At 71.9% G+C, this 20,138-nt stretch carries 20 protein-coding genes and 1 riboswitch; of the genes, 13 read left to right on the top strand and 7 right to left on the bottom strand.

Annotated elements, in window-relative coordinates; translation table 11 throughout:
* Positions 1-12: 12 nt before the first annotated feature.
* From ACFPMG_RS20800 to ACFPMG_RS20790, 3 genes are read left to right on the top strand one after another with little or no spacing between them, the layout of a single operon-like run.
* The gene (locus ACFPMG_RS20800; protein WP_376997110.1) at positions 13-1,524 is read left to right on the top strand and encodes a bifunctional metallophosphatase/5'-nucleotidase; all 1,512 of its coding nucleotides are present in this window, start codon (positions 13-15) and stop codon (positions 1,522-1,524) included.
* Positions 1,524-4,556 carry a hybrid sensor histidine kinase/response regulator gene (locus ACFPMG_RS20795; protein ID WP_376997109.1) on the top strand — a complete coding sequence of 1,011 codons (3,033 nt, stop codon included), beginning with the start codon at positions 1,524-1,526 and terminating at the stop codon, positions 4,554-4,556. The genes ACFPMG_RS20800 and ACFPMG_RS20795 overlap by 1 nt, the downstream gene beginning before the upstream one ends.
* Entirely contained in the window at positions 4,553-5,752 is a 1,200-nt protein-coding gene (locus ACFPMG_RS20790; protein ID WP_376997107.1) for a sensor histidine kinase, read from the top strand. Before ACFPMG_RS20795 ends, ACFPMG_RS20790 begins: the two co-directional genes overlap by 4 nt.
* A gap of 109 nt (positions 5,753-5,861) precedes the next feature.
* Here ACFPMG_RS20790 and ACFPMG_RS20785 read toward each other — a convergent pair whose 3' ends face one another.
* Positions 5,862-6,173, bottom strand: a complete 312-nt coding sequence (locus tag ACFPMG_RS20785) for a hypothetical protein (RefSeq protein ID WP_376997105.1) — start codon at positions 6,171-6,173, stop codon at positions 5,862-5,864.
* A 132-nt stretch (positions 6,174-6,305) separates the two neighbouring features.
* Between ACFPMG_RS20785 and ACFPMG_RS20780 the strand changes: the two genes are divergently transcribed.
* The 3 genes from ACFPMG_RS20780 to ACFPMG_RS20770 are packed head-to-tail and all read left to right on the top strand — an operon-like array spanning position 6,306 to position 9,125.
* Positions 6,306-7,343, top strand: coding sequence for an ABC transporter substrate-binding protein (locus ACFPMG_RS20780; RefSeq protein ID WP_376997103.1), 1,038 nt, complete (start codon positions 6,306-6,308; stop codon positions 7,341-7,343).
* Position 7,344: 1 nt separating this feature from the next.
* Positions 7,345-8,349, top strand: a complete 1,005-nt coding sequence (locus ACFPMG_RS20775; protein WP_200776339.1) for an ABC transporter permease — start codon at positions 7,345-7,347, stop codon at positions 8,347-8,349.
* Positions 8,343-9,125 (top strand): ABC transporter ATP-binding protein, encoded by a 783-nt coding sequence (locus tag ACFPMG_RS20770; protein WP_376997101.1) that lies wholly within the window; start codon positions 8,343-8,345, stop codon positions 9,123-9,125. The genes ACFPMG_RS20775 and ACFPMG_RS20770 overlap by 7 nt, the downstream gene beginning before the upstream one ends.
* A 118-nt stretch (positions 9,126-9,243) precedes the next feature.
* Here ACFPMG_RS20770 and ACFPMG_RS20765 read toward each other — a convergent pair whose 3' ends face one another.
* A complete protein-coding gene (locus ACFPMG_RS20765) occupies positions 9,244-9,603 on the bottom strand; it encodes a hypothetical protein (protein WP_376997099.1) in 360 nt (119 codons plus the stop codon).
* A gap of 278 nt (positions 9,604-9,881) precedes the next feature.
* On the opposite strand from ACFPMG_RS20765, the gene ACFPMG_RS20760 reads away from it, so the two are divergent.
* The 7 genes from ACFPMG_RS20760 to ACFPMG_RS20730 all read left to right on the top strand — a co-directional run bounded on the left by ACFPMG_RS20760 (position 9,882) and on the right by ACFPMG_RS20730 (position 14,375).
* Positions 9,882-10,232: a DUF3649 domain-containing protein gene (locus ACFPMG_RS20760; protein ID WP_376997097.1), complete on the top strand. Its 351-nt coding sequence runs from the start codon at positions 9,882-9,884 to the stop codon at positions 10,230-10,232.
* Between the two features lie 153 nt (positions 10,233-10,385).
* A complete protein-coding gene (locus ACFPMG_RS20755) occupies positions 10,386-10,865 on the top strand; it encodes a hypothetical protein (protein ID WP_376997096.1) in 480 nt (159 codons plus the stop codon).
* Positions 10,862-11,224, top strand: coding sequence for a cation transporter (locus ACFPMG_RS20750; RefSeq protein ID WP_376997094.1), 363 nt, complete (start codon positions 10,862-10,864; stop codon positions 11,222-11,224). The genes ACFPMG_RS20755 and ACFPMG_RS20750 overlap by 4 nt, the downstream gene beginning before the upstream one ends.
* Positions 11,221-11,577, top strand: coding sequence for a hypothetical protein (locus ACFPMG_RS20745; protein WP_376997092.1), 357 nt, complete (start codon positions 11,221-11,223; stop codon positions 11,575-11,577). Before ACFPMG_RS20750 ends, ACFPMG_RS20745 begins: the two co-directional genes overlap by 4 nt.
* Positions 11,574-11,918: a hypothetical protein gene (locus tag ACFPMG_RS20740; protein ID WP_376997091.1), complete on the top strand. Its 345-nt coding sequence runs from the start codon at positions 11,574-11,576 to the stop codon at positions 11,916-11,918. Before ACFPMG_RS20745 ends, ACFPMG_RS20740 begins: the two co-directional genes overlap by 4 nt.
* Positions 11,911-12,273: a YtxH domain-containing protein gene (locus ACFPMG_RS20735; RefSeq protein WP_376997089.1), complete on the top strand. Its 363-nt coding sequence runs from the start codon at positions 11,911-11,913 to the stop codon at positions 12,271-12,273. Before ACFPMG_RS20740 ends, ACFPMG_RS20735 begins: the two co-directional genes overlap by 8 nt.
* Positions 12,270-14,375, top strand: coding sequence for a heavy metal translocating P-type ATPase (locus ACFPMG_RS20730; RefSeq protein WP_376997088.1), 2,106 nt, complete (start codon positions 12,270-12,272; stop codon positions 14,373-14,375). The genes ACFPMG_RS20735 and ACFPMG_RS20730 overlap by 4 nt, the downstream gene beginning before the upstream one ends.
* A gap of 81 nt (positions 14,376-14,456) precedes the next feature.
* Here ACFPMG_RS20730 and ACFPMG_RS20725 read toward each other — a convergent pair whose 3' ends face one another.
* Genes ACFPMG_RS20725 through ACFPMG_RS20705 form a run of 5 tightly spaced genes read right to left on the bottom strand, consistent with a single transcriptional unit; the run spans position 14,457 to position 19,747 of the window.
* On the bottom strand, positions 14,457-15,170 hold the full coding sequence (locus tag ACFPMG_RS20725; protein WP_376997086.1) for a DUF6925 family protein: 714 nt from the start codon (positions 15,168-15,170) through the stop codon (positions 14,457-14,459).
* Positions 15,170-15,970 (bottom strand): ABC transporter ATP-binding protein, encoded by an 801-nt coding sequence (locus tag ACFPMG_RS20720; RefSeq protein WP_376997084.1) that lies wholly within the window; start codon positions 15,968-15,970, stop codon positions 15,170-15,172. Before ACFPMG_RS20720 ends, ACFPMG_RS20725 begins: the two co-directional genes overlap by 1 nt.
* Positions 15,970-16,977, bottom strand: a complete 1,008-nt coding sequence (locus tag ACFPMG_RS20715) for a FecCD family ABC transporter permease (RefSeq protein WP_376997082.1) — start codon at positions 16,975-16,977, stop codon at positions 15,970-15,972. Before ACFPMG_RS20715 ends, ACFPMG_RS20720 begins: the two co-directional genes overlap by 1 nt.
* Complete coding sequence (locus tag ACFPMG_RS20710) at positions 16,974-17,834, bottom strand: ABC transporter substrate-binding protein (protein ID WP_376997080.1); 861 nt, start codon at positions 17,832-17,834, stop codon at positions 16,974-16,976. Before ACFPMG_RS20710 ends, ACFPMG_RS20715 begins: the two co-directional genes overlap by 4 nt.
* On the bottom strand, positions 17,831-19,747 hold the full coding sequence (locus ACFPMG_RS20705; protein WP_376997078.1) for a TonB-dependent receptor plug domain-containing protein: 1,917 nt from the start codon (positions 19,745-19,747) through the stop codon (positions 17,831-17,833). Before ACFPMG_RS20705 ends, ACFPMG_RS20710 begins: the two co-directional genes overlap by 4 nt.
* A gap of 116 nt (positions 19,748-19,863) precedes the next feature.
* Positions 19,864-20,082: riboswitch (cobalamin riboswitch) on the bottom strand.
* Positions 20,083-20,138: the final 56 nt, after the last annotated feature.

The following is a 20,138-nucleotide window of genomic DNA, read 5'->3' as shown; positions in this document are numbered from 1 at the left end:
GAGGGGGCAACCATGCCGAAGCGCGGCAATGGGGAGACGGGGCGTTTCATCGGCTGGCGTGCCGTTGCGGCCGCCTGCGCCGTCGCGGCGCTCGGCACCGTCGCGCCGGCCGCGTCGGCGGCGGAGCTGTCGATCGTCTTCACCTCGACGATGGCCGACATCGAGCCGGTGGAGGGCGAGGGCGGCCTGGCCAATCTCGCCACGCTGCTGCGCACCAAGCGGGCGGAGGGCCACACGCTGTTCCTGCACGGCGGCGCCTCCCTGACCGCGGGCGTCCTGTCCACCTTCGACCGCGGCGCCCACATGATCGACCTGCTGAACGAGCTTCAGCCCGACATGATGGCGGTGACCAAGCGCGACCTCGGCTTCGGCAAGGACGAGCTGACCCTGCGCAGCTACGAGGCGCGCTTCCCCTTCGTCAGCGCCACCACCATCGACCGCAACACCGGCAAGGTGATGGAGGGGCTGGAGCCGTCGGCGCTGCTCGACACGCCGGTGGGGAAGATCGGCGTGGTCTCGGCGATCTCGCCGGAACTGACGGTGCAGTACATCGTGCCGGACATCGAAGTGCGCCCGCCCGCCACGATCGCGGCGGAGGCCCGCGCGCTCCGCGCCCAGGGGGCGGAGTATGTGGTCGCCATCCTGGACAACGCCCCGGAGGCCGTGGAGGCGCTGCGCGGCGAACCCGCCATTGATGCGCTGCTCCAGCTCTCCGCCACCGGCAAGGACGTGCTCGAGACCGATAAGGGCAAGCTCTTCGGCGTCCACGTCAACGTGAAGGGATCGGCCTTCGTCCTGCGGCTGGACGGCGACGGCAAGGCGCCGCCCGCGCTGGCCGGTGCCGACATCGTGCCGCTCGCCGGGCTGCCGCCGGACCCGGCGATGGAAAAGCGGGTCGGCGTCTATCTGGCCCGGCTGTCGGAGCTGCTGGACATCACCATCGGGACGACGGCGACCCCGCTCGACACCCGCCGCGCCGCCGTGCGCACCGGCGAGAACGCCTTCGCCTCGCTGATCGCCGACGCCATGCGCGGCCATTTCAACACCGACGCGGCCTTCATCAACGGCGGCAACATCCGCGGCAACCGCCAGTACGAGGCGGGGACCGTGCTGACCCGGCGCGACATCCAGCGCGAACTGCCCTTCCGCGACACCATCATCGCCGTGACGCTGCCCGGCAAGGCCCTGCGCGAGGCGCTGGAGGTCAGCGCCGCCGGGGTGGACAACCAGAAAGGCAGCTTCCTCCACCCGTCCAACATGGCGGTGGTCTACGATCTGAAGCAGCCGGCGGGCAGCCGCGTCGTCTCCGTCACGGTGGGCGGCAAGCCGCTCGACCCGAACGCGTCCTATTCGGTGGCCCTGCCCAACTACCTGGCCCAGGGCGGCGACGGCTACGGCATGCTCAAGTCGCCCGGCGCCTCCCCCGGGAGCGGCGGCAAGCTGCTGTGGGAGATCATGGCCCAGCACCTGACCGACCGCGGGACGGTGTCGCCCCGCATCGACGGCCGCATCACCGAGCGTTGATGACGACGGAGCCCGCCTCGACCGCGCCGGTCCCGCGCGCGCCCTTCCGGGGCGGCGTCGGGCGGCGCGTCGGGCTGGGCCTGCTGGTCATGGTGGGGGTGCTGCTGGGCGTGTCGGGTGCCGCGCTCTACGACCTCGCGCAGTTCCGCCACGCCCTGTCGGACCTGTCCAACGGGGCGCTGCCGCGCATCACCACCGGGGCGGTGCTGAACGGCGGACTCCAGCAGGTGCTCTCGCAGGCGACCCGGCTGGGCGGGGCGACGAGCCATCCCGAACGGCGGGTCACCCTGGCCGAGCTGACCGCCAACCTGACGGCGGTCACCCGGTCGGCCCAGGCCCTGTCGGACATCGAGGGCGGCGCCACGCTGGCCGGCGTCCTGGGGACCCTCGTCCCGACGCTGGCGGACCTCGACCGGCTGGTCGCCGAGCGCATCGACGCGGCGGCGCGCAGCGACGACGCGCTGGACGAGACCCGCCGCCTGTCGGCGGAGGCCGGCGCCCTGGTCGCCGCCGTGCTGCCGACCCTGCCGGCGGACCGGCTGGGGCCGCTGACCGCCTGGACCAACACGGTCAACCGCGTGCTGAACGAGAGCACCCACGCCGGCAACAGCCGCTTCCAGCGCGAGATCGCGCGCGCCCAGCGGGACGCGGCGGCGGCGCTGTCGGCCCTGCCGGCGCTCCACGCCGGGCTGCCGCCGGAGCAGGCGGAACGCTTCGCCGCCCTGCACCAGCGGCTGGAGACGGCTCTGCTCGGCCCCACCGGCCTGCTGCCCAGCCTGATGGAGCGGCAGGCGGCCATCGCCCGCAGCAAGGCGCTGACCAACCAGGTGCTGGTGATGGTCGAGGAGGTCGTGAAGATCGCCCACGCGCTGTTCGAGCGGATCAACGCGGCGGCGGCGGACGAGGCGGACGGGCTGTCCGAACTGGCCGCCACGCAGAACCGCATCCTGATCGGTCTGGGAGCGCTGGGCTTCCTGGTGGCGCTCGGCGTGTATCTGTATCTGCGCCGCTTCCTGACCCTGCGTCTGGTCCGGCTGAACGACGCGGTGCTCGACCGGGTCGAGGGGCGGGAGACGCCGCTGCCCGACGGCGGCACCGACGAGATCGCCACCATCTCCCGCTCGATCCGCCATTTCCTCGACGAGATCGCGCGCCGCCAGCAGCAGGTGGAGGAGGCCCGCCGCCGCGCCGAGGAGGCGTCGCGCGCCAAGGGCGATTTCCTGGCGAACATGAGCCACGAGATCCGCACGCCGATGAACGCCATCCTCGGCCTCAGCCACCTCGCCCTGCGCGCCGGGCCGCCGCCGCGCCAGCGCGGCTACCTGACGCGGATCCGTGCCTCGGCCACGGCGCTGCTGGGGATCATCAACGACATTCTCGACGTCTCGAAGATCGAGGCGGGGATGTTGACGCTGGAGCGCGTGCCCTTCGACCTGTCCGCCGTGCTCGACATGGTGGCCGGCACCGCCGCCCTCTCCGCCGAGGAGAAGGGGCTGGCCCTGCGGCTGGAGGTCGCGCCGGATGTGCCCACCGCCCTGCTGGGCGACCCGCTGCGGCTGGGGCAGGTGCTCCTCAACCTCATCAACAACGCGGTGAAGTTCACCGAGAGCGGCAGCGTGGTCCTTGGCGTGACCGTCGCGGAGCGGACGGAGGGTGAAACCGAACTGCGCTTCGCCGTGCGTGACACCGGCATCGGCATGTCGGCGGAGCAGGTGGCCCGGCTGTTCCAGCCCTTCGCCCAGGCCGACAGCTCGACCACCCGCCGCTACGGCGGGACCGGGCTGGGGCTGGCGATCAGCCGGCGGCTGGCCGTCATGATGGGCGGCGGCATCGCCGTGGACAGCGCCCCCGGCCTGGGCAGCACCTTCCGCTTCACGGTGACGGTCGGCGTGCAGGACGGCGCCGCGACGGCGCTGCCCGCCGCCTTGGCCGATCCGGGGCTTGCGGGCTTGCAGGTGGACGAGCCGCTGCGCGGCCTGCGCGTGCTGGTCGCCGACGACAACGCCGTGAACCGGTTGGTCGCGCGGGAACTGCTGGAGGACGCCGGGCTGGCCGTCACCGCGGTCGGCAGCGGCGGGGAGGCGGTGCGGCTGGCGCTGGAGCCGGGGGCAGGCTACGCCGCGCTGCTCACCGACGTCCAGATGCCGGACATGGACGGCTTCGCGGTGGCGCGGGCGATCCGCCGTCAGTGCGGCCCCGACCGCCTGCCGATCATCGCCATGACCGCCCATGCGTTGGAGGAGGAGCGGCGGCGCTGTCTGGACGCCGGCATGGACGACCACATCGCCAAGCCGGTGGAGCCGCATCGCCTCGTCGCCGTGCTGAACCGCCGGCTGAAGCCGTTCGGGCGGCGGGAGGCTTTGCCGGTTGCCAAGGGCGCGGAGATGGATGCCGTGCTTCCTGACGGCTTGGAGGGGTTCGACCTTGCCCCGGCGCTGGCGCGGATGAATGGGCGTACGCGCACGCTGCGCCGGGCGATCCTCGACTTTCTCGACCGCTACGGCGACGCGCCGGTCCGGCTGGAGCATCTGCGCAGGGCGGGAGACGGGCCGGCGCTGGAACGCTTCGCCCACGGGCTGCGCGGCAGCGCCGGAACGGTCGGCGCGATGGCCGCCAGCGCCGCCGCCGCGGCGCTGGAGCTGGCGGCGCGCGAGGAGCGGTGGGACACGATGCCGGGGCTCGTGGCCGACCTGTCCGCCGCCCTCGGTCCCGCGCTGGCTTCGGCGGAAACACTGCGCAGCGCGGAGGCGCCCGTCGAGGTCGTGCCGGAAATCCCGGCGGTTCCTCTCGTCGACCCGGACAAGCTGGAGGAGGCGTTGCGCGCGCTGGAGGAGGCGTTGCGCAGCGGTAGCCTGTCGGCGGCGGCCCGCTTCGACGCTGTGCGCGGCCTGTTGGCCGGGCGCGGCCATGACGAGGCGGTGGACAAGGTGGGGCGGGCCGTGGAAGCGTTGGATTTCGCCGCGGCCCGCGCGGCGCTGGAACGGCTCGCCGCCGCATGGACCAGGGAACGGGACCGGGAGACGACGCCGTGAGCGGTGGTCACATTCTGATCGTCGATGACGACACGGCAAACATCCGCGCGCTCGCCAGCGTGCTGGAGGACCGGCACGAGGTGCGTTTCGCGACCTCCGGCCGCCGCGCGCTGGAGCTGGCCTCCGCCGATCCGCCGGAGCTGGTGCTGCTCGACGTGATGATGCCGGGGCTGGACGGCTACGCGGTGTGCCGGCTGCTGAAGACCGACCCGGCCACCGCCGACGTCCCGGTGATCTTCATCACCTCCCTGTCCAGTCCGGAGGAGGAGGCCTTCGGCCTGGAGACCGGGGCCGTCGATTACGTCACCAAGCCCTTCAGCCCGGCCATCGTGCGCGCCCGCGTCGCCACCCACCTGTCGCTGCGCCGGGCCAACCGCAGCCTGAAGGACGAGAACGAGCATCTGGAGGCCCTGGTCCGCGAGCGCACGCGCAAGCTGGCCCAGGCCCAGCGCGAGAAGATGGCGGCGCTGCGCCAGATGGTCGCCGGCGTGGCCCACGAGATCAACACGCCCATCGGCGTGGCGCTGGGCAGCGCGTCCCACCTCGGCGACCGGGTCGCCGCGATGACGGAGCGGCTGGCCGCCAACCAGCTCCGCCGCGCCGAGCTGGAGCGCTTCCTGGCGAGCGCCGGGGAGCTGGCCGCCCTTCTGTCCGGCACCGTCGCCCGCGCCGGGGAGATCGTGCGCTGTTTCAAGGGGGTGGCGGCGGACCATGGCGGCCTCCGCCAGTCCATCGCGCTCAAGCCCTTCCTGGAGCAGGTGACGGAGAGCCTGCGCCCGCAGTGGGAGCCGCCGGGGCACCGCATGACGGTGGACTGCCCCGCCGACCTGCGCATGGTCAGCAACCCGGCGATCCTGTCCGCGGTCCTGGAGCAGCTCGTCCGCAACGCGCTGGAACACGCCTTTCCGGCGGGGCGGCATGGGTTGGTGACGGTCGGGGCCGCGGCGTCGGGGCCGGAGACGGTTTTGCTGTCCGTCGCCGACGACGGCGCGGGCATCGCGGAGGGGAGCGCCGGGCGCATTCTGGAGCCCTTCTTCACCACCCGCCGCGGCACCGGCTCGGTCGGGCTCGGCCTGAACATCGTGGACAATCTGGCGTCGGACCGGCTGGGCGGCTCCTTCACCATCGCCTCGCGCACCGGGGGCGGCACCCTGGCGACGCTGCATCTGCCGGCCCGCACGCCGCCGGATTTGTAGGCGAACTTTGCCCCCTCCCTAACCCTCCCCCGCTACCGCAGGGGAGGGGACTGTTCTCCCTCCCCTGCGAAGCGGGGGAGGGCCGGGGTGGGGGCAGAGAGGGGCGCCCTCACTCTGGCACCAGCACCACCCCGCCCGGATTGTCGGTGACCGCAAAGGTCTCGAAATACTCGATCTCCGGATCGGTGCCGTAGCGCCGCCGGATGCCGTCCAGCCATGGCCCCTGATAGAAGCGGTGGGCGTCCTCCCGCTTTTCCCACTGGTAGACGCCCCCGGCGATGCCGCTCCCGCTCCAGATGAATTGCTTCCGGATCAGGCCCGGCACATCGCCGAAACCCGGCGCGATCGACAGGAAATGCGCCCGGCATTCCTCCCGTCCGATCGCGGCGGGCAGGCGGTAGCGGACGATGGCGGTGATCATGGCAGCCCTCCGTGCGTTGTTTCTCTACTTCATAGGTTGACATTATAACGCAAGGCCGTTGAATATAGTCCATGAAAATCATGTATTCACATTTTTGATAAGTGAATACGTCTCGATCGAAGGACGACGACCATGAGCACGCATCGGAACGGTTCGGGCATATCGACGCTGGCGCCCTCGCGGCGCGGGCTGCTGAAGCTGGCGGCGGCAAGCGCGGTGGCACTGCCCTTCGCGGGCGTGGCGTCCCGGCTGGTCGCCGCCCCGACGCCGGCCGCGCTGAAGCCGCTGAAGCTCGCCTGGAACACCGGCGCGGTGTGCGGTGCTCCGGTGGCGGTGGCCAAGCACAACGGCTTCTTCGAGAAGCATGGGCTGGACGTGGAGTTCGTCAACTTCGCCGGCACGACCGAGCAGCTTCTGGAGGCGCTCGCCACCGGCAAGGCGGACATCGGCCACGGCATGGCGCTGCGCTGGCTGAAGCCGCTGGAGCAGGGTTTCGACGTGCGCATCATCGCGGGCGTGCATGGCGGCTGCATGCGCCTGCTGGCCGCCAAGAACGGCGGCATCACCAGCCTTGCCGGGCTGAAGGGCAAGACGGTGGCGATCAGCGACCTGTCCAGCCCGGCCAAGCACCTGTTCTCCATCCAGCTCGCCAAGCAGGGGATCGACCCGAACAAGGACGTGGAATGGCGCGTCTTCCCCGGCGACCTGCTGGCCATCGCGGTCGACAAGGGCGAGGCGCAGGCCGTCGCCCACTGGGACCCGGTGACCTACAATTTCCTGAAGTCCGGCAATCTGGTGGAAATCTCCACCAACCTGTCGGGCGAATTCGCCAACCGCGTCTGCTGCGTCCTCGGCGCGCGCGGCAGCCTGCTGCGCGAGGACAAGGCCGCCGCCGCCGCGGTGACCCGCGCCGTTTTCGAGGCGCAGCATTATTCCGCCGCCAACCCGGTGGAGGCCGCCAAGGTCTACCAGCAATACTCGCCCAAGAGCAGCATCGAGGACCTCGCCGCCCAGCTCAGCAGCCAGACGCACGATCACAACCCGGTGGGCACCGACATCAAGCGCGAGATCGCGCTCTACGCGGAGGAGCTGAAGAGCGTGCAGGTCTTCAAGCCGGGTACCGACACGGCGAAATTCGCCGACCGTGTCTATGCCGACGTGCTGGGCTGAGATGAGCAGCCTGGATGACGCAGCGGTGCTGGAGGGGGAGCGCAACCATTCCTCCACGGCCCCGCGCCTCTGGCTGGGTGGGCTGGCGGCCAGCGCCGCCTGGCTGGCTGCCGCCGCCCTGACCGCCCTGTGGCCGGAAGGCGAGGAATGGGTGCGCACCGGCGAGTTCGCCAGCCTGCTCGCGGTGGTCGGCGGTGCGCTGGCTTTCGCCGTGCCGCTGCTGCGCCTGTTCGGCGCGGCGGGGGAACGGCTGCGCGCCGCCGCCCCCTGGCTGGTCGTGCTGGCGCTCGGCGTGATCGGCTGGGAGCTGGTCACCGCCAAGCTCGACCTGCTGCCGCGCCCCTTCTTCGCGCCGCCGCAGGCGCTGCTGGAGGTCTATCTGGATGAGTGGCCACGCCTGCTGGAATGCACCGTCGCGTCGCTGCAACTGCTGCTGCTCGGCTACGGGATCGGCGCCTTCGTCGGCTTCGTCACCGGCGTGTCCATCGGCTGGTCGCGGGCGGTGGGCTATTGGGTGCATCCGGTGCTGCGGCTGATCGGGCCGCTGCCGGCCACGGCGTGGCTGCCCATCGCCTTCTTCGCCTTCCCGTCGAGCTGGAGCGCCAGCGTCTTCCTGATCGCGCTGGCGACCGGGGTGCCGGTGACCATCCTGACTTGGTCGGGCGTGGCCGGCGTCAACCCGGCCTATTACGACATCGCCCGCACGCTGGGCGCGTCCTCGCGCTTCCTGGTTCTGAAGGTGGCGGTGCCGGCGGCGATGCCGCACGTCTTCGTCGGCCTGTTCATGGGGCTCGGCGCCTCCTTCGCGGTGCTGGTGGTGGCGGAGATGATGGGGGTCAAGGCCGGGCTCGGCTGGTACCTGCAATGGGCGCAGGGCTGGGCGGCCTACGCCAACATGTACGCGGCGCTGCTGGTGATGGCGCTGGTGTGCTCCAGCCTCGTCACGCTGCTGTTCAAGGCGCGCGACCGGCTGCTTGCCTGGCAGAAGGGATTGCTGAAATGGTAGCGCTGGAACAGGATCTCCCGTCCGGTCTGGAACTGGAGGTTCAGGGCGTCAGCCATGCCTTCGACCTGCACGGCGCGCCGTTGCCCGTGCTGGACACGGTCGGCCTGCACGCCAAGCCGGGCGAGTTCGTGGCGCTGCTCGGCCCGTCGGGCTGCGGCAAGTCTACCTTGTTGCGGCTGGTCGCCGGGCTGGAGCCGCCGCGCTCGGGCCGGATTCTGGCCGACGGCCTGCCGATCACCGGGCCGCACCCGTCGCGGGTGGTGGTCTTCCAGGACCCGACGCTCTACCCCTGGCGCACCGTCTGGGACAATGTGGCGCTGGGGCTGGAGGCGCAGGGCGTGCTGCGCCAGCGGCGCAATCGGGTGGACGAGGCGCTGCGGCTGGTCGGGCTGGACGGTTTCGCCAAGGCCTACCCGCACCAGCTCTCCGGCGGCATGGCGCAGCGCGCGGCGCTGGCCCGCGCGCTGGTCAACGACCCGCGCCTGCTGGTGCTGGACGAGCCATTGGGCAAGCTCGACAGCCTGACGCGCATCCAGATGCAGGGCGAGATCGTCGCGCTGTGGCGGCGCGCCGGCTTCACCGCCCTGCTGGTGACCCACGACGTGGAGGAGGCTCTGCTGATGGCCACCCGCGTCATCGTGTTCAGCGAGCGCCCGGCCCGCATCAAGGCGGAGATCGTCGTCGACCGCCCCTATCCCCGCCACCGTGACGACCCGGTGCTGGTGGAGTTGCGCCACAAGGCGCTGGAACTGCTGGGCCTTGCCGGGAGCTGGTAGGTGGGCGCGTGTTGCCCCCTCCCTAACCCTCCCCCGCTGGCGCAGGGGAGGGGACTGATTTCCCCTCCCGCGTGAGCGGGGAGGGCCGGGGTGGGGGCAACGTTGACGGAACTTGCGCTCAGGAGCGGCGGAGGAGCGTGCGCTCGACGGCGTTCGCCCCCCAGACCGACAGCGGGATCATCACCGCCGCCGCGACCAGCAGACCGACCGTCATGTTGCTGCCGAGAATCCAGCTGGCGGCGCGGTGGAACGTTTGCCAGGACGGGTCGGCGCGGCAAGCCTCCAGCCAAGCCAGATCGAGGCCCAGCCGCTCCAGCCCATAGCCGACGTTGAACCAAGCCAGCGGCTCGCCATGACGGGTCCAATGCGGCCATTGCGCCATGACGCTCCACAGCAGCAGCGTGGACAGCGTGCCGATGGACAGGGTGGTCAGGCCGAAGCTCACGGCGGGGGCGATGCGGGACATCGGGGCGCGCATGGGTCGCTCACGTAAAATCTACTTTCATAGTATAGTTTACAGCTTGGGCATGTAGCTCGAAACTGTTTTTTGCTGATTTCCACATGTTTGGCCGGGCATACCGCCGGTGCTTTCTTTCAAGAGAATGCGAGTTATTCGCATTTCTGTGGACCTCCACCGTATTTCCACGATGATGACCAGCGAGCGTGACGCGGGGGCCGGATCGGACCTCCGCTCGCCGCCGGAGCAACCCTGACGCCACGCGGCGGACCGTCCTGAACGCAGGGGTGATTCCTTTGATGACGTCTCTCCCTCCCCGACTGAGGTTCGGGCCGGACGGGCTGCGCCGCCCAGACGTGGCGTCCCGCAGCCTCGCCGGCATCGTCGGCGGCTACGCGCTGGCGGCGGTGGCGGCGATGTTCCTGGCCCTGACGCTTCCGATGCCGCGGGCGGAGGCGGTCTACACCGCCACCATGCTGTCCTTCGCCATCCACGCCGGGGCCTTCGTCTGGGCCTTCTCCGTCCGGACGCGGCGGGTGTGGCCCGGCCTGCTGGCGCCGACGCTGCTGCTCCCCCACGCGCCGCGGGCGGCGTTGAGGCTCGGTCCCGCGGCGCTGCTCTGCACCCCGTTCCCTGCACTTCTTGGATGAGGACGCGGTTTTTCCGCAACGCCGCCTTGCGTCCGGCGCCTGTGCGCGAAGCCGATGAAATGTTTCACCATTGTGAAATTATGGGTATTCTGCACAGCCATGGAATGCCCCCGGCCGTGTGCGCGGACCGCGGCTGACGCAGGAGAACGGGCAATGACCGGACGGACCTCTCCCATCGCATCGGCGGTGCCCGGGCGCATCCGCGTGCGCCACCCGCTGCTGCGCCGGACGGACCGCTTCCAGGAGGCGTTGGGCCGCCTGGAGACTCTGGATGCCGTCCGGGTAACCGGGAGCAACCCGGCGGTGGGCAGCGTTCTGCTGAGCTACGACCCCGCCGTGGTGACGCCGGATGACGCCCGGTCCCAGGTGGAGGCGCTGCTGTCGGCGGTTCTGCACCCCGCTGAGGCCCCGCCGTCGGCGGAGGCGCCCGCCCCCGTCGTGGAAAGCAAGCCGGCCACTCCTGAGCTGAAATGGCGGATCAACCGCGCGGCCAAGATCGGGATGATGGGCAGCATGGCGGCGACCCTGGCGGCGCTGGGGGTGGGCAAGCGCGTCCATGCCGGCTTCGGCACGCTGTTCGTCGCCTTCATGCTCGTTCACATGACCGTGCAGCGAAAACGCCTCTTCCAATGACCGACCACGACGCGAGCATGCCCAACGAATTCCTCAGCCGGTTGGCCGCCGCCCTGACCATCGCGCACCACATTCCGGGCCGGGTGCGGCTGAAGCTCGACGGCGCCGCCGAGCGCAATCTGACGGCGCTGGCGGACGACGCCAGGGCGTTGCATCGCGCGCTCTCCGGGGCGGAGGGCATCCGCTCCGTCGCGCTGAACCCGCTCGCCCGCTCCTGCACCATTGAATACGACCCCACGGTGATCCCGCCCTCGGCGTGGCCGGATCTGCTGCGCGGGGAAGCCAGCGCGGCGGCCGGGACGCTGCTGCGCATTGCCACCGCCGGGTTTGCGGGCGGTGCGCCGGAAAGGAGACCATGATGCTGCCGCTTCTGACATTCGCGTCCGGTGTGATCGCCGGGGCGATCGGTGTTCGGATGGTGAAAAACGCCAAGGCCAAGGCCGACCCCAAAATCGCCGACCTCAAGGCCGTCGATGTGAAGGCCGCCGCCCGCGAGGGTGCCGGCAAGGCCCAGACCGCGGTGCGCGAGGCCGCGGTCAGTGGCCTGCTGGCCATCGAGCGGACCTCCGCCGGTCTGCGCTCCCGCCTCGCCACGCCGGTGGACGCGGCAGTACAGGAGCCGGTTGAGGAGGCCCCGGTGGATGCGGCGCATGCCGAGGCGGAGCCGGTGAAGAGCGAGGCGCCCGCTCCTGCCGCACCGGGGGCCGCGTGAAGCGCGCGAAGCGGCGCGGCAAGGCGCGGGGCTCCGGCACGCTCGCCGCCGACTTCACGCGCGGCATGGTGGCGACCGGCCTGCTGACCGCCGTCCAGGACCGCTGGGTGACGGGCGCCGAGCCCCCCGCGCCGCGCACCATCCTGCGCCACGGCCTGCAGGGCGGTGCGGCGCTGGCCGCCGCCAGCGTCGCCGCCGACGCCCTGCGCAACCGCGACTACGCGCGCCTCGCCCTGGCGGTCGCCGCCGGGGCGGCGGGCGTGGTCATGATCGAACATCTGCTGAATCCGGCGGACGAGCCGCCGCAGGAACGGCCGAAAAACGAGGACCCCCATGGCTAAGAAGACCAAGAAGGCGTTGAAGAAGCTGAAGAAGCAGCAGCGCCAGTACGAAGCCGCCATGGCCGCCGGCGGCGCCCCCATTGGGGGTGGCATGGGGGCCAACGCGGCGCGGGGGCAGGGGCTTCTCGGCGGGCTGAGCGGCCTGCTGCCGTCGCGCCGGTCCGAGCAGTTCCTGGTCGGGCTCCTGGTCGGGGCGGCGGCGGCCTATGTGCTGTCCGACGAGGAGTTGCGCGGCAAGATCGTGAAGTCCGGTCTGAAGCTCTACGGCAACCTCGCCGGCGGCCTCGCCGAGATGAAGGAGCAGATGGCCGACCTTCAGGCCGAGCTGGAGGCGGAACAGGCCGGAGCGTTATGAGCGGCCTGCCCTGGTTTCTGCGGCTGGAGCCGGTCCATCGGGTTCCGGGGCGCATCCGGCTGCGCTACGCCTGCCGCCCCGGCGCCCCCGACGACGCGGCGACCCTGCACCGGGTGGTGGAGGCGGTCGCCGGCGTGGCGTCGGCTCGGGCGAGCCGCGCCGCCCGTTCGCTGGCCGTCCGCTACGATCCGGCGATGACGGACGCCACGGCGCTGTGCCACGCGCTGGCCGCCCTGCCGATTCCGGAACCGGCTCCGCCCGCCCCGGTGGCAGAGGGCGGGGAGAATCATGGCGCGACGCTGGTCCGCAGCCTCGCCACGCTGGCCGGCGGCTTCCTGCTGCCCATGCCGCTGCGCCTGCCGCTGTCGCTGGCCGTCGCCATGCCGATGCTGCGCGAGGGCATGGCCATCTACGGGCGGGAGGGCGTCAACTCGCACGTGCTGGAAGCGGCGGCGGTGGCGATCTCCCTGGCGCGGCGGGATTTCACCGCGGCCAACACCACTGTCTTCATGCTGGCGCTCGGCGAATACATGGAGGAGTCCATCGCCCGCCGGTCGGACGCGCTGCTGAAGCGGCTGCTGCGCCCGTCGAGCGATCAGGTGTGGCTGCTGCGCGACGGCGTGGAGGTCCAGGTGCCCGCCGACACCGTCATGGTCGGCGACAGCGTGGTCATCGGCGCCGGGACGGTGATCCCCATGGACGGCACGGTCTTGAGCGGAGAGGCGACCGTCAACGAGGCGGCCATGACCGGCGAGAGCGCCCCGGTGGTCAAGCAGCGCGGCTCCGCCGTCCTGTCCGGCACGCTGATGGAGGAGGGGCGGCTGGTCGTCTACGCCGAGCATGTCGGCAGCCACACCGCCGCCGCCCGCATCGCCGATTACGTCGAACAGTCGCTGACCGCCAAGAGCGAGGCCCAGCTTGATGCGGCACGGCTGGCCGACCGGCTGGTTCCCACGGTGCTGAAGCTGGCCGGCGGCTCCTTCCTGATGACCGGCGACTGGCGCAGCGCCGCGTCGGTGCTCCAGGCCGACTATTCCTGCGCGCTGAAGCTGGCGACCCCGGTGGCCTTCAAGTCGGCCATGTACGGGGCGGGGCAGGCGGGCATCCTGATCAAGGGCGCCAACGCGCTGGAACGGCTGGCCCAGGCCGACACGGTGATCTTCGACAAGACCGGCACGCTGACCACCGGCGACCTGCAGGTGACCGATTCCATCGCCTTCGACCCGACCTTCAGCCCCGACGACCTGATCTGCCTCGCCGCCTCGGTGGAGGAGCATTACTTCCACCCGCTGGCGATGGCCGTGGTCAACGCCGCCAAGGAGACGCACAACCGCCACTTCGACCATCAGGAGGTCAAGTTCATCGTCGCCCACGGGGTGGCCAGCGTCATCGACGGCAAGCGCATCGTCGTCGGCTCCCGCCACTTCATCGAGGACGACGAGGGCATCGACACCACGGCTCACCGCGAGGCCATCGACGCGCTGCACCGTGACGGCAAGACGCTGCTGTTCATCGGCTTCGGCGGCGTGCTGGCCGGCGTGCTGGCGCTGAAGGACAGTGTGCGGGCGGCCAGTGCGGCGACCATCGCGCGGCTGCGGCGGGCCGGCGTGAAGCGGGTGCTGATGCTGACCGGCGACCACCGGGACCGTGCTGCCGAGCTGGCCGCGGAGCTGCACCTCGACGGCTTCCACGCCGACCTGCTGCCCACCGACAAGGCCCGCATCATCGAGGATCTGAGCCGCGACGGCGCGCGCACCGCCTTCGTCGGCGACGGCATCAACGACGCTCCGGCGCTGGCCGGCGCCCATGTCGGCATCGCCATGCAGAAGGGGGCGGACATCGCCCGGCTGACCGCCGACGTGGCGCTTCTGGAGGATCGGATCGAGCGGGTGGCCGACGCCAAGGAGACGGCGAACGCCGCCATGGCGCTGATCGCCCGCAACTACCGCCTGACCGTCGGGCTGAACAGCGCGATCCTCGGCGCCGCCGCGCTGGGCCTGCTGTCCCCGGTGGGCACCGCCGTGCTGCACAACGGGACCACGATCGGGATTTTGTTGAACGCGCTGCGCCGCGCGCCGGCGGCGGCCTTGCCCCCACCCTGACCCTCCCCCGCTGGGCGGGGGAGGGGACTTCTTTCTCCCTCCCCTGCGGCAGCGGGGGAGGGCCGGGGTGGGGGCAGGGTCTCAGCGCCCCAACCCCTCCCACGCGGCGAAGGACGCCGCGGGCGGCGACAGGTACAGGCTGGGCACCCAGCCGTCGGGGATCGGGACGGTCGCCGCGTGGGTCCGGTTGTGGGCCAACAGCTTCGGCAGGACGTGGGTGTGCGGACCCTCCGGGCTGCGGCCGTCGGGCGATGGGATCGGCTGGCTGACCTCGATCCGGCCGAAGGGGCCGATGAACACGCGGTCGGGGCTGAGCGCCGGCAGGTCGGGCGGCAGGGGGTTGCCCGGCGCCAGCAGCTCCGTCCCGACCACTGCGCGCAGGCGGGCGATGGTGGCGGAGTCGGTGCTGCGGACGCAGACATCGGTCTGGAAGACGCCCAGCCCGAGGTCGAACAGCCGGGCGTCGCGGTCCGTCTCGGCGATGGCCTCGCGGTCGGGACCTAGTTCGGTGACCACGCGGCGCCGGTTCATCGCGCCGACGTGCCGGGGCAGGCAGAGGGCCACGGCGAGGCTGCCGTTGCGCGTCCGGTAGGGCACCGCGCGGATGGCCGGCGTGGGGCGCAGGCGCAGCCCGCCGCGGGCGGTTCGCGCCTCCAGGTCCGGGCCGTCGTCGCGCAGGGCGACGGGTTCGTCCGGGTCGCGGATGAACTCCGCGATGGCGCCGAACGCGCCGAGGCTCCAGCCGGTCGCCGGATCGTTCAGCGCGTCGCGCAGCAGGGAAGTCAGGTCGCTCATCAAGGCGTCTCCGGTTGGCAAGTCGGGGAAGGCAGGGCGTGCCAGGGAAGCAGGAAGGGTTCGCCGTCGGCCTCAAAGCGGTGGACGGCGATGCCGTAGGCGGCGCGCAGGGTGTCGTCGGTCAGCACCCGGCCGGGCGGGCCGTCGGCCAGCACGCCGCCGCCCGACAGCAGGATCAGCCGGTCGCAGAAGCGGGCGGCCAGGGTCAGGTCGTGCAGCACGGCCACCACGCCGCTGCCCCGGCGGGCGGTGTCGCGCAGCAGCGCCATGCAGGCCAGTTGATGGCCGGGGTCGAGGGCGGCGACCGGCTCGTCGGCCAGCAGGACGGGCGCCTCGGTCGCCAGGGCGCGGGCGAGCAGGACGCGCATCCGCTCACCCCCCGACAGGGTGCCGACGATCCGCCCGCGCAGGTGGGCGGCGTCGGCGGTGGACAGCGCCCGCTCCACCGCCGCGTGGTCCGCCGCGGTGATCCCGCCCAGGGGGCCGCGGTGGGGAAGGCGGCCCAGCAGGACCAGCGCCTCGGCGCGCAGCGGCCAGTGCACCGGGCCGCTCTGCGGCAGATAGGCGATGCCGCGGGCGAGCGCCCGCCGTCCGGCCTGCGCGGCGGTCCGTCCGTCGAAGGTGACGCGGCCCGCCGCCGGCTCGGCGAGACCGGCGAGCAGGCGCAGCAGGGTGGTCTTGCCGGCGCCGTTCGGGCCGATCAGCCCGGTGAAGGCGCCGGGCTCGATGGTGAGATTGACACCCGTCAGGATGGTGCGCCCGCCGGCTTTGGCGGACAGGCCGTGGGTTTCGATGCGCATCACGCCTCCTCCCGCCGCAGCCGGGCGATCAGGACGATCAGGAAGGGCGCCCCGATCAGGGCGGTGACCACGCCCAGCTTCAGTTCCGGCCGCGTCGGCAGCAGCCGGGCCGCGATGTCCGCGGCGAGCGTCAGGCACGCCCCGGCCAGACCGGCCAGCAGCAGCAGCCGTCCCGGACGCGCCCCGGCCAGCGGGCGCATCAGGTGCGGGGCCACCAGCCCGACGAAGCCCACGGCGCCGGTGACCGACACCGCGCTGCCCACCGCCAGCGCCGCCCCGGCGATCAGCCGGACGCGCAGCCCGGTGAGGTCGAAGCCCAGGCTGCGCGCCGCGTCCTCCCCAAGCGTCAGCGCGTCGAGCGCGCGGGCGCCGGACAGGCAGAGCGCCCAGCCCGCCAGCATCGGCGGCAGGACGAGCCAGAGCTGGTCGGTGCCGCGGTCGGCCAGCGATCCCATCAGCCAGAACACGATCTCCAGCGCCGCGTAGGGGTTGGGGGCGAGGTTGAGGGCCAGTGCGGTCAGCGACCCGGCGAGGCTGTTGATGGCGATGCCGCCGATGACCAGCGCGGTGGTTCCGGCCCCCCGCGCCGCCATCAGGTTCAGCAGAACCGCCGCCGTCGCGGCCCCGGCCATGCCGCCCAGCGGCAGGGCGAGCGACAGCGCGGCGGACAGGCCGCTGTAGAAGACGATCACCGCGCCCAGCGCCGCGGCGCTCGACACGCCGACCAGACCCGGCTCGGCCAGCGGGTTGCGCAGCCAGCCCTGCATCGCCGCGCCGGTCAGCCCCAGGCTGAAGCCGACCAGCAGGCCGAGCAGGGCGCGCGGCAGGCGCAGCTCGGCCAGCACCAGCGCCCCCAGGGTGGGGCGCCCGGCGAGCCAGTCGGACAGGGCGGCGCCCAGGTCGAACGGCACATAGCCGACCGCCGCCGACACCGCGCAGAGCGTCAGCGCCAGAACCGTCAGCCCGGCGACCAGGGCGGGGTAGGGGATGCGGGAATCCCGGTTCATGGCAGCGCCTCTCGCGCGGCGGCCAGCCGCTCCGCGGCCTCGGCGATCTGCGGGCCGGGGCATGTCCACAGGCGGGAGGGCAGCGACAGCGTGCGGACCTGACGTTTCAAGGCCTTCAGGGCCGGGTGGTGCAGCAGGGCGCCGGCCAGCGACGGCGGCGCGTCGGGTGCGGCGTCGACGATCAGCACGTCCGCGCCGCCCAGGATGATCGCTTCCAGCGGCAGGGCGCCCTGGCTGCCCAGCGGCAGGCGGTCGGCCATGTTCTCCAGCCCGGCGCGGGTCAGGAGTTCGTCGACCAGCGACCCGGACCCGGCGACGAAGCCATTGGGGCGCAGCACCACCGCGGTCGGGCGCGGTTCCGGCGCGGCGGGGGGCAGGGCGTCGAGGCGGGAGAGCAGGTCGGCGACCAGCGCCTCCCCGCGGTCCGGCTCACCGACGGCGCGGGCGAGGCCGCGGATCTGCTCCGCCACCCCTGCCACGCTCTGCGGGACGTCCAGCTCCAGCAGCGGCGCGTCCAGCCGCGTCAGCAGCCCGACCGCGACCCGCGTGGTGTAGCGCCCGGCGACGATCAGGTCGGGGTTGAGCGGCAGGATCTCCTCCGCCGTCCCGTGGTTGACCGGCACCCGCGCCGCCAGCGCCGCGACGGAGGAGGCGCGGGGATCGCGCGCCAGCCACGTCACCGCGGCGAGGCGCTCCGGCCCGACGAGCCGCAGCAGCAGCTCGTCGGCGCAGAGATTCAGGGAGACGATGCGCTGTGGTTTGCCGGGCGGTTTTGCCGGCGGCGCCTCCCACGCCGCCGCCGGCCCTCCCGCGATCAGCAGGAGGGCGGCGGCCAGCCCGAGAAAGGTGGGCTTCACAGCGACAGCCGCAGCCCGAGATACCCGGCCCGTCCCGGCGCGCCGTAGGTCCAGACCTCCTGGTACCGGCGGTCGAACAGGTTCTCCACGCGCCCGAAGAGTTCGACCCCCTCGGACAGCGCGTAGGACCCGGCCATGTTGACCAGCGTGTAGGGGGCGAGATTCACGACCTGCCGGTTGTAGAAGGGATCGTAGGCCCAGTCGCTGGACCGCCCGTTGTAGACGACGCCGAGGTTGGCGTTCGCTCGGTCCTCCAGGAAGCGGTAATTGACGGTCAGGCTGGCGAGCTGCTTGGGCCGGCGCACCAGCTCCGCCCCCGTGGAATCCTCGCCGTCGGTCCAGGTGTAGGAGCCGCGGACGGTCAGCCGCTCCATCGGCTCCACCGACAGGCCGAGTTCGAAGCCGCGGATGTGGGACTCGCCCGGCATGTTGACGGAGGTCCGCCCGGTGCCGGTGATGAGGTCGCGGATGCGCTGGTCGAACCACGTGCCGTCCACCGAGGCCCGCGTGCCCCACAGCGACTGGTCGAACCCGGCGTCCCAGCCGCGCGCCCGCTCCGGCTTCAGGTTCGGGTTGCCGGCGTAGGTGGCGGTGTAGCCGTACAGCTCGAACAGGGTGGGATTCTTGACGCCGGTGCCGTAGGAGGCGCGCAGCTTCGTCCCGCTGTCTTCGATCAGATAGGCCGCCGTGGTGCGCCATGTGGTGGCGTCGCGGAACAGGTCGTTCGCGTCGTGGCGGACGCTGCCGGTCAGGGTCAGCCGGTCGAACAGCCCCAGCTTGTACTGGCCCACCAGCCCGGTGGAGCCGATGGAACGGTCGAAGCTGGAGAAGCTGCTGCGGCTGATCGCCTTGTCCTCCTCATGCTCCACGGCGGCGGTCAGCACATGGTCCGCGGGGCCGCTGTTCAGCGTCAGGTTGGTCTGGTAGTCGGCCTTGGTCTTGCGCCCATCGTAGCGGCTGGTCACCGTCTTGGCGTCGTCGCGGTAGTCACGCCGCTGGCGGCCATGGGTCAGGCCGACGATGTGCTCCCACTTTCCGTCGAGAAGGGCGATCTTGCCCTGGATGCGCCCGAAATACTGCTCCCCAGCGGTGCTGGTCCCGTCATCGACGGCGCCGCGCCCGCCGACGAAGCCGTCGGTGTCGGTGCGGAAGCGGGTGTAGCGGCCGGTTACCGCGATCTCGCTGCGCTCGGTCGGGCGGACGGCGGCGTTTCCGGTCAGCGTGCCGTTGCGGTAGCCGTCCTTCTCCGGGTTGCCGAGCCGCTTGTCGGCGACCGACACGCCGTCGCTGGTGACGCCCTGGCCGCTGAGGAACAGGTCGTAGCGGTCGGTCCCGGTGCCGAAGGAGGCCCGCCCGGCGGCGGTGCCGAAGGATCCGCCCTCGACGGCGGCGCGGAACCGGGGGGCGCCGGCGCCACGGCGGGTCACGATGTTGACGACGCCGCCGACCGCGTCGGAGCCGTAAAGCGCGCTCTGCGGGCCGCGCAGCACCTCGACGCGCTCCACGTCGCCGGCCAGCAGATTGGCGAAGTCGTATTCGGAACCGGCGGCGGGATCGTTCACCTCGATCCCGTCGATCAGGACGAGCGTCTGGTTGCCCTCCGACCCGCGGATGCGGAGCTGGGTCAGGGTGCCCATCGGGCCGGTGCGGTTGACGGCGACGCCGGGCACCGCGCGCAACGCGTCGGACAGCAGCTGGGTCTGGCGCTGCTCCAGCTCCTCGCGGGTGATGACGGTCAGGGCGCTGCCGGTTTCCTCGGCGGCGGTGGGGACGCGGTTGGCGGTCACCGAGACCGGCGGAAGCGTCGTGATGATGGTGGTGGAGTCGGCGAAGGCCGACACGGGAAGGGCAAGGCTTCCCAGAAGGGCGGCGAAGGACGCCGTCCGGTGAAGGCGGGGAACGCGGACACTCATTGAAACCTCGGGCGGGACGCCGGTGGCACGTCACCGCGAACGAAGTCCCACCGGACGCTCCGCGAACGGACTCCCGGTTCGACGACCTTCGGTGCACCCCGCCCGAACGTGTTCGCGTGTGACCACGACTGACGGCAGGTCTCCTGGCTCGCGGGTTATCGTCGGCCCATCGCCTTCCCAGGATCGCGATCCCAGTGGCATTCCGATGGACGACTCGCCGCTTACAGTTGCGGGGGCAGCCCCGGCGTAGAACCCTCGCACGGCAAATTGCCGCGGGGTCCGCACCGTGTTCCCATTTTCAGCCCTTTCGGGCAACCGTCGGGTGCGAAGCTACGCGGGCGGAACGGCTCCGGTCAAGCCGCATTCGGCCATCACACCAATCACGGTTCGC

It is taken from the genome of Azospirillum himalayense, from assembly GCF_042657465.1.
GTDB classification, from domain to species: Bacteria; Pseudomonadota; Alphaproteobacteria; order Azospirillales; family Azospirillaceae; genus Azospirillum; species Azospirillum himalayense.
The sequence above is the reverse complement of the archived record's forward strand: the minus strand, read 5'-3'. Positions and strand labels throughout refer to the sequence as shown.

Coding starts and splice junctions, on each gene's coding strand:
- ACFPMG_RS20800 (WP_376997110.1), top strand. CDS start 13: ATGCCGAAGCGCGGCAATGGGGAGACGGGGCGTTTCATCGGCTGGCGT.
- ACFPMG_RS20795 (WP_376997109.1), top strand. CDS start 1,524: ATGACGACGGAGCCCGCCTCGACCGCGCCGGTCCCGCGCGCGCCCTTC.
- ACFPMG_RS20785 (WP_376997105.1), bottom strand. CDS start 6,173: ATGATCACCGCCATCGTCCGCTACCGCCTGCCCGCCGCGATCGGACGG.
- ACFPMG_RS20780 (WP_376997103.1), top strand. CDS start 6,306: ATGAGCACGCATCGGAACGGTTCGGGCATATCGACGCTGGCGCCCTCG.
- ACFPMG_RS20775 (WP_200776339.1), top strand. CDS start 7,345: ATGAGCAGCCTGGATGACGCAGCGGTGCTGGAGGGGGAGCGCAACCAT.
- ACFPMG_RS20770 (WP_376997101.1), top strand. CDS start 8,343: ATGGTAGCGCTGGAACAGGATCTCCCGTCCGGTCTGGAACTGGAGGTT.
- ACFPMG_RS20765 (WP_376997099.1), bottom strand. CDS start 9,603: ATGCGCGCCCCGATGTCCCGCATCGCCCCCGCCGTGAGCTTCGGCCTG.
- ACFPMG_RS20760 (WP_376997097.1), top strand. CDS start 9,882: ATGACGTCTCTCCCTCCCCGACTGAGGTTCGGGCCGGACGGGCTGCGC.
- ACFPMG_RS20755 (WP_376997096.1), top strand. CDS start 10,386: ATGACCGGACGGACCTCTCCCATCGCATCGGCGGTGCCCGGGCGCATC.
- ACFPMG_RS20750 (WP_376997094.1), top strand. CDS start 10,862: ATGACCGACCACGACGCGAGCATGCCCAACGAATTCCTCAGCCGGTTG.
- ACFPMG_RS20745 (WP_376997092.1), top strand. CDS start 11,221: ATGATGCTGCCGCTTCTGACATTCGCGTCCGGTGTGATCGCCGGGGCG.
- ACFPMG_RS20735 (WP_376997089.1), top strand. CDS start 11,911: ATGGCTAAGAAGACCAAGAAGGCGTTGAAGAAGCTGAAGAAGCAGCAG.
- ACFPMG_RS20730 (WP_376997088.1), top strand. CDS start 12,270: ATGAGCGGCCTGCCCTGGTTTCTGCGGCTGGAGCCGGTCCATCGGGTT.
- ACFPMG_RS20725 (WP_376997086.1), bottom strand. CDS start 15,170: ATGAGCGACCTGACTTCCCTGCTGCGCGACGCGCTGAACGATCCGGCG.
- ACFPMG_RS20720 (WP_376997084.1), bottom strand. CDS start 15,970: ATGCGCATCGAAACCCACGGCCTGTCCGCCAAAGCCGGCGGGCGCACC.
- ACFPMG_RS20715 (WP_376997082.1), bottom strand. CDS start 16,977: ATGAACCGGGATTCCCGCATCCCCTACCCCGCCCTGGTCGCCGGGCTG.
- ACFPMG_RS20705 (WP_376997078.1), bottom strand. CDS start 19,747: ATGAGTGTCCGCGTTCCCCGCCTTCACCGGACGGCGTCCTTCGCCGCC.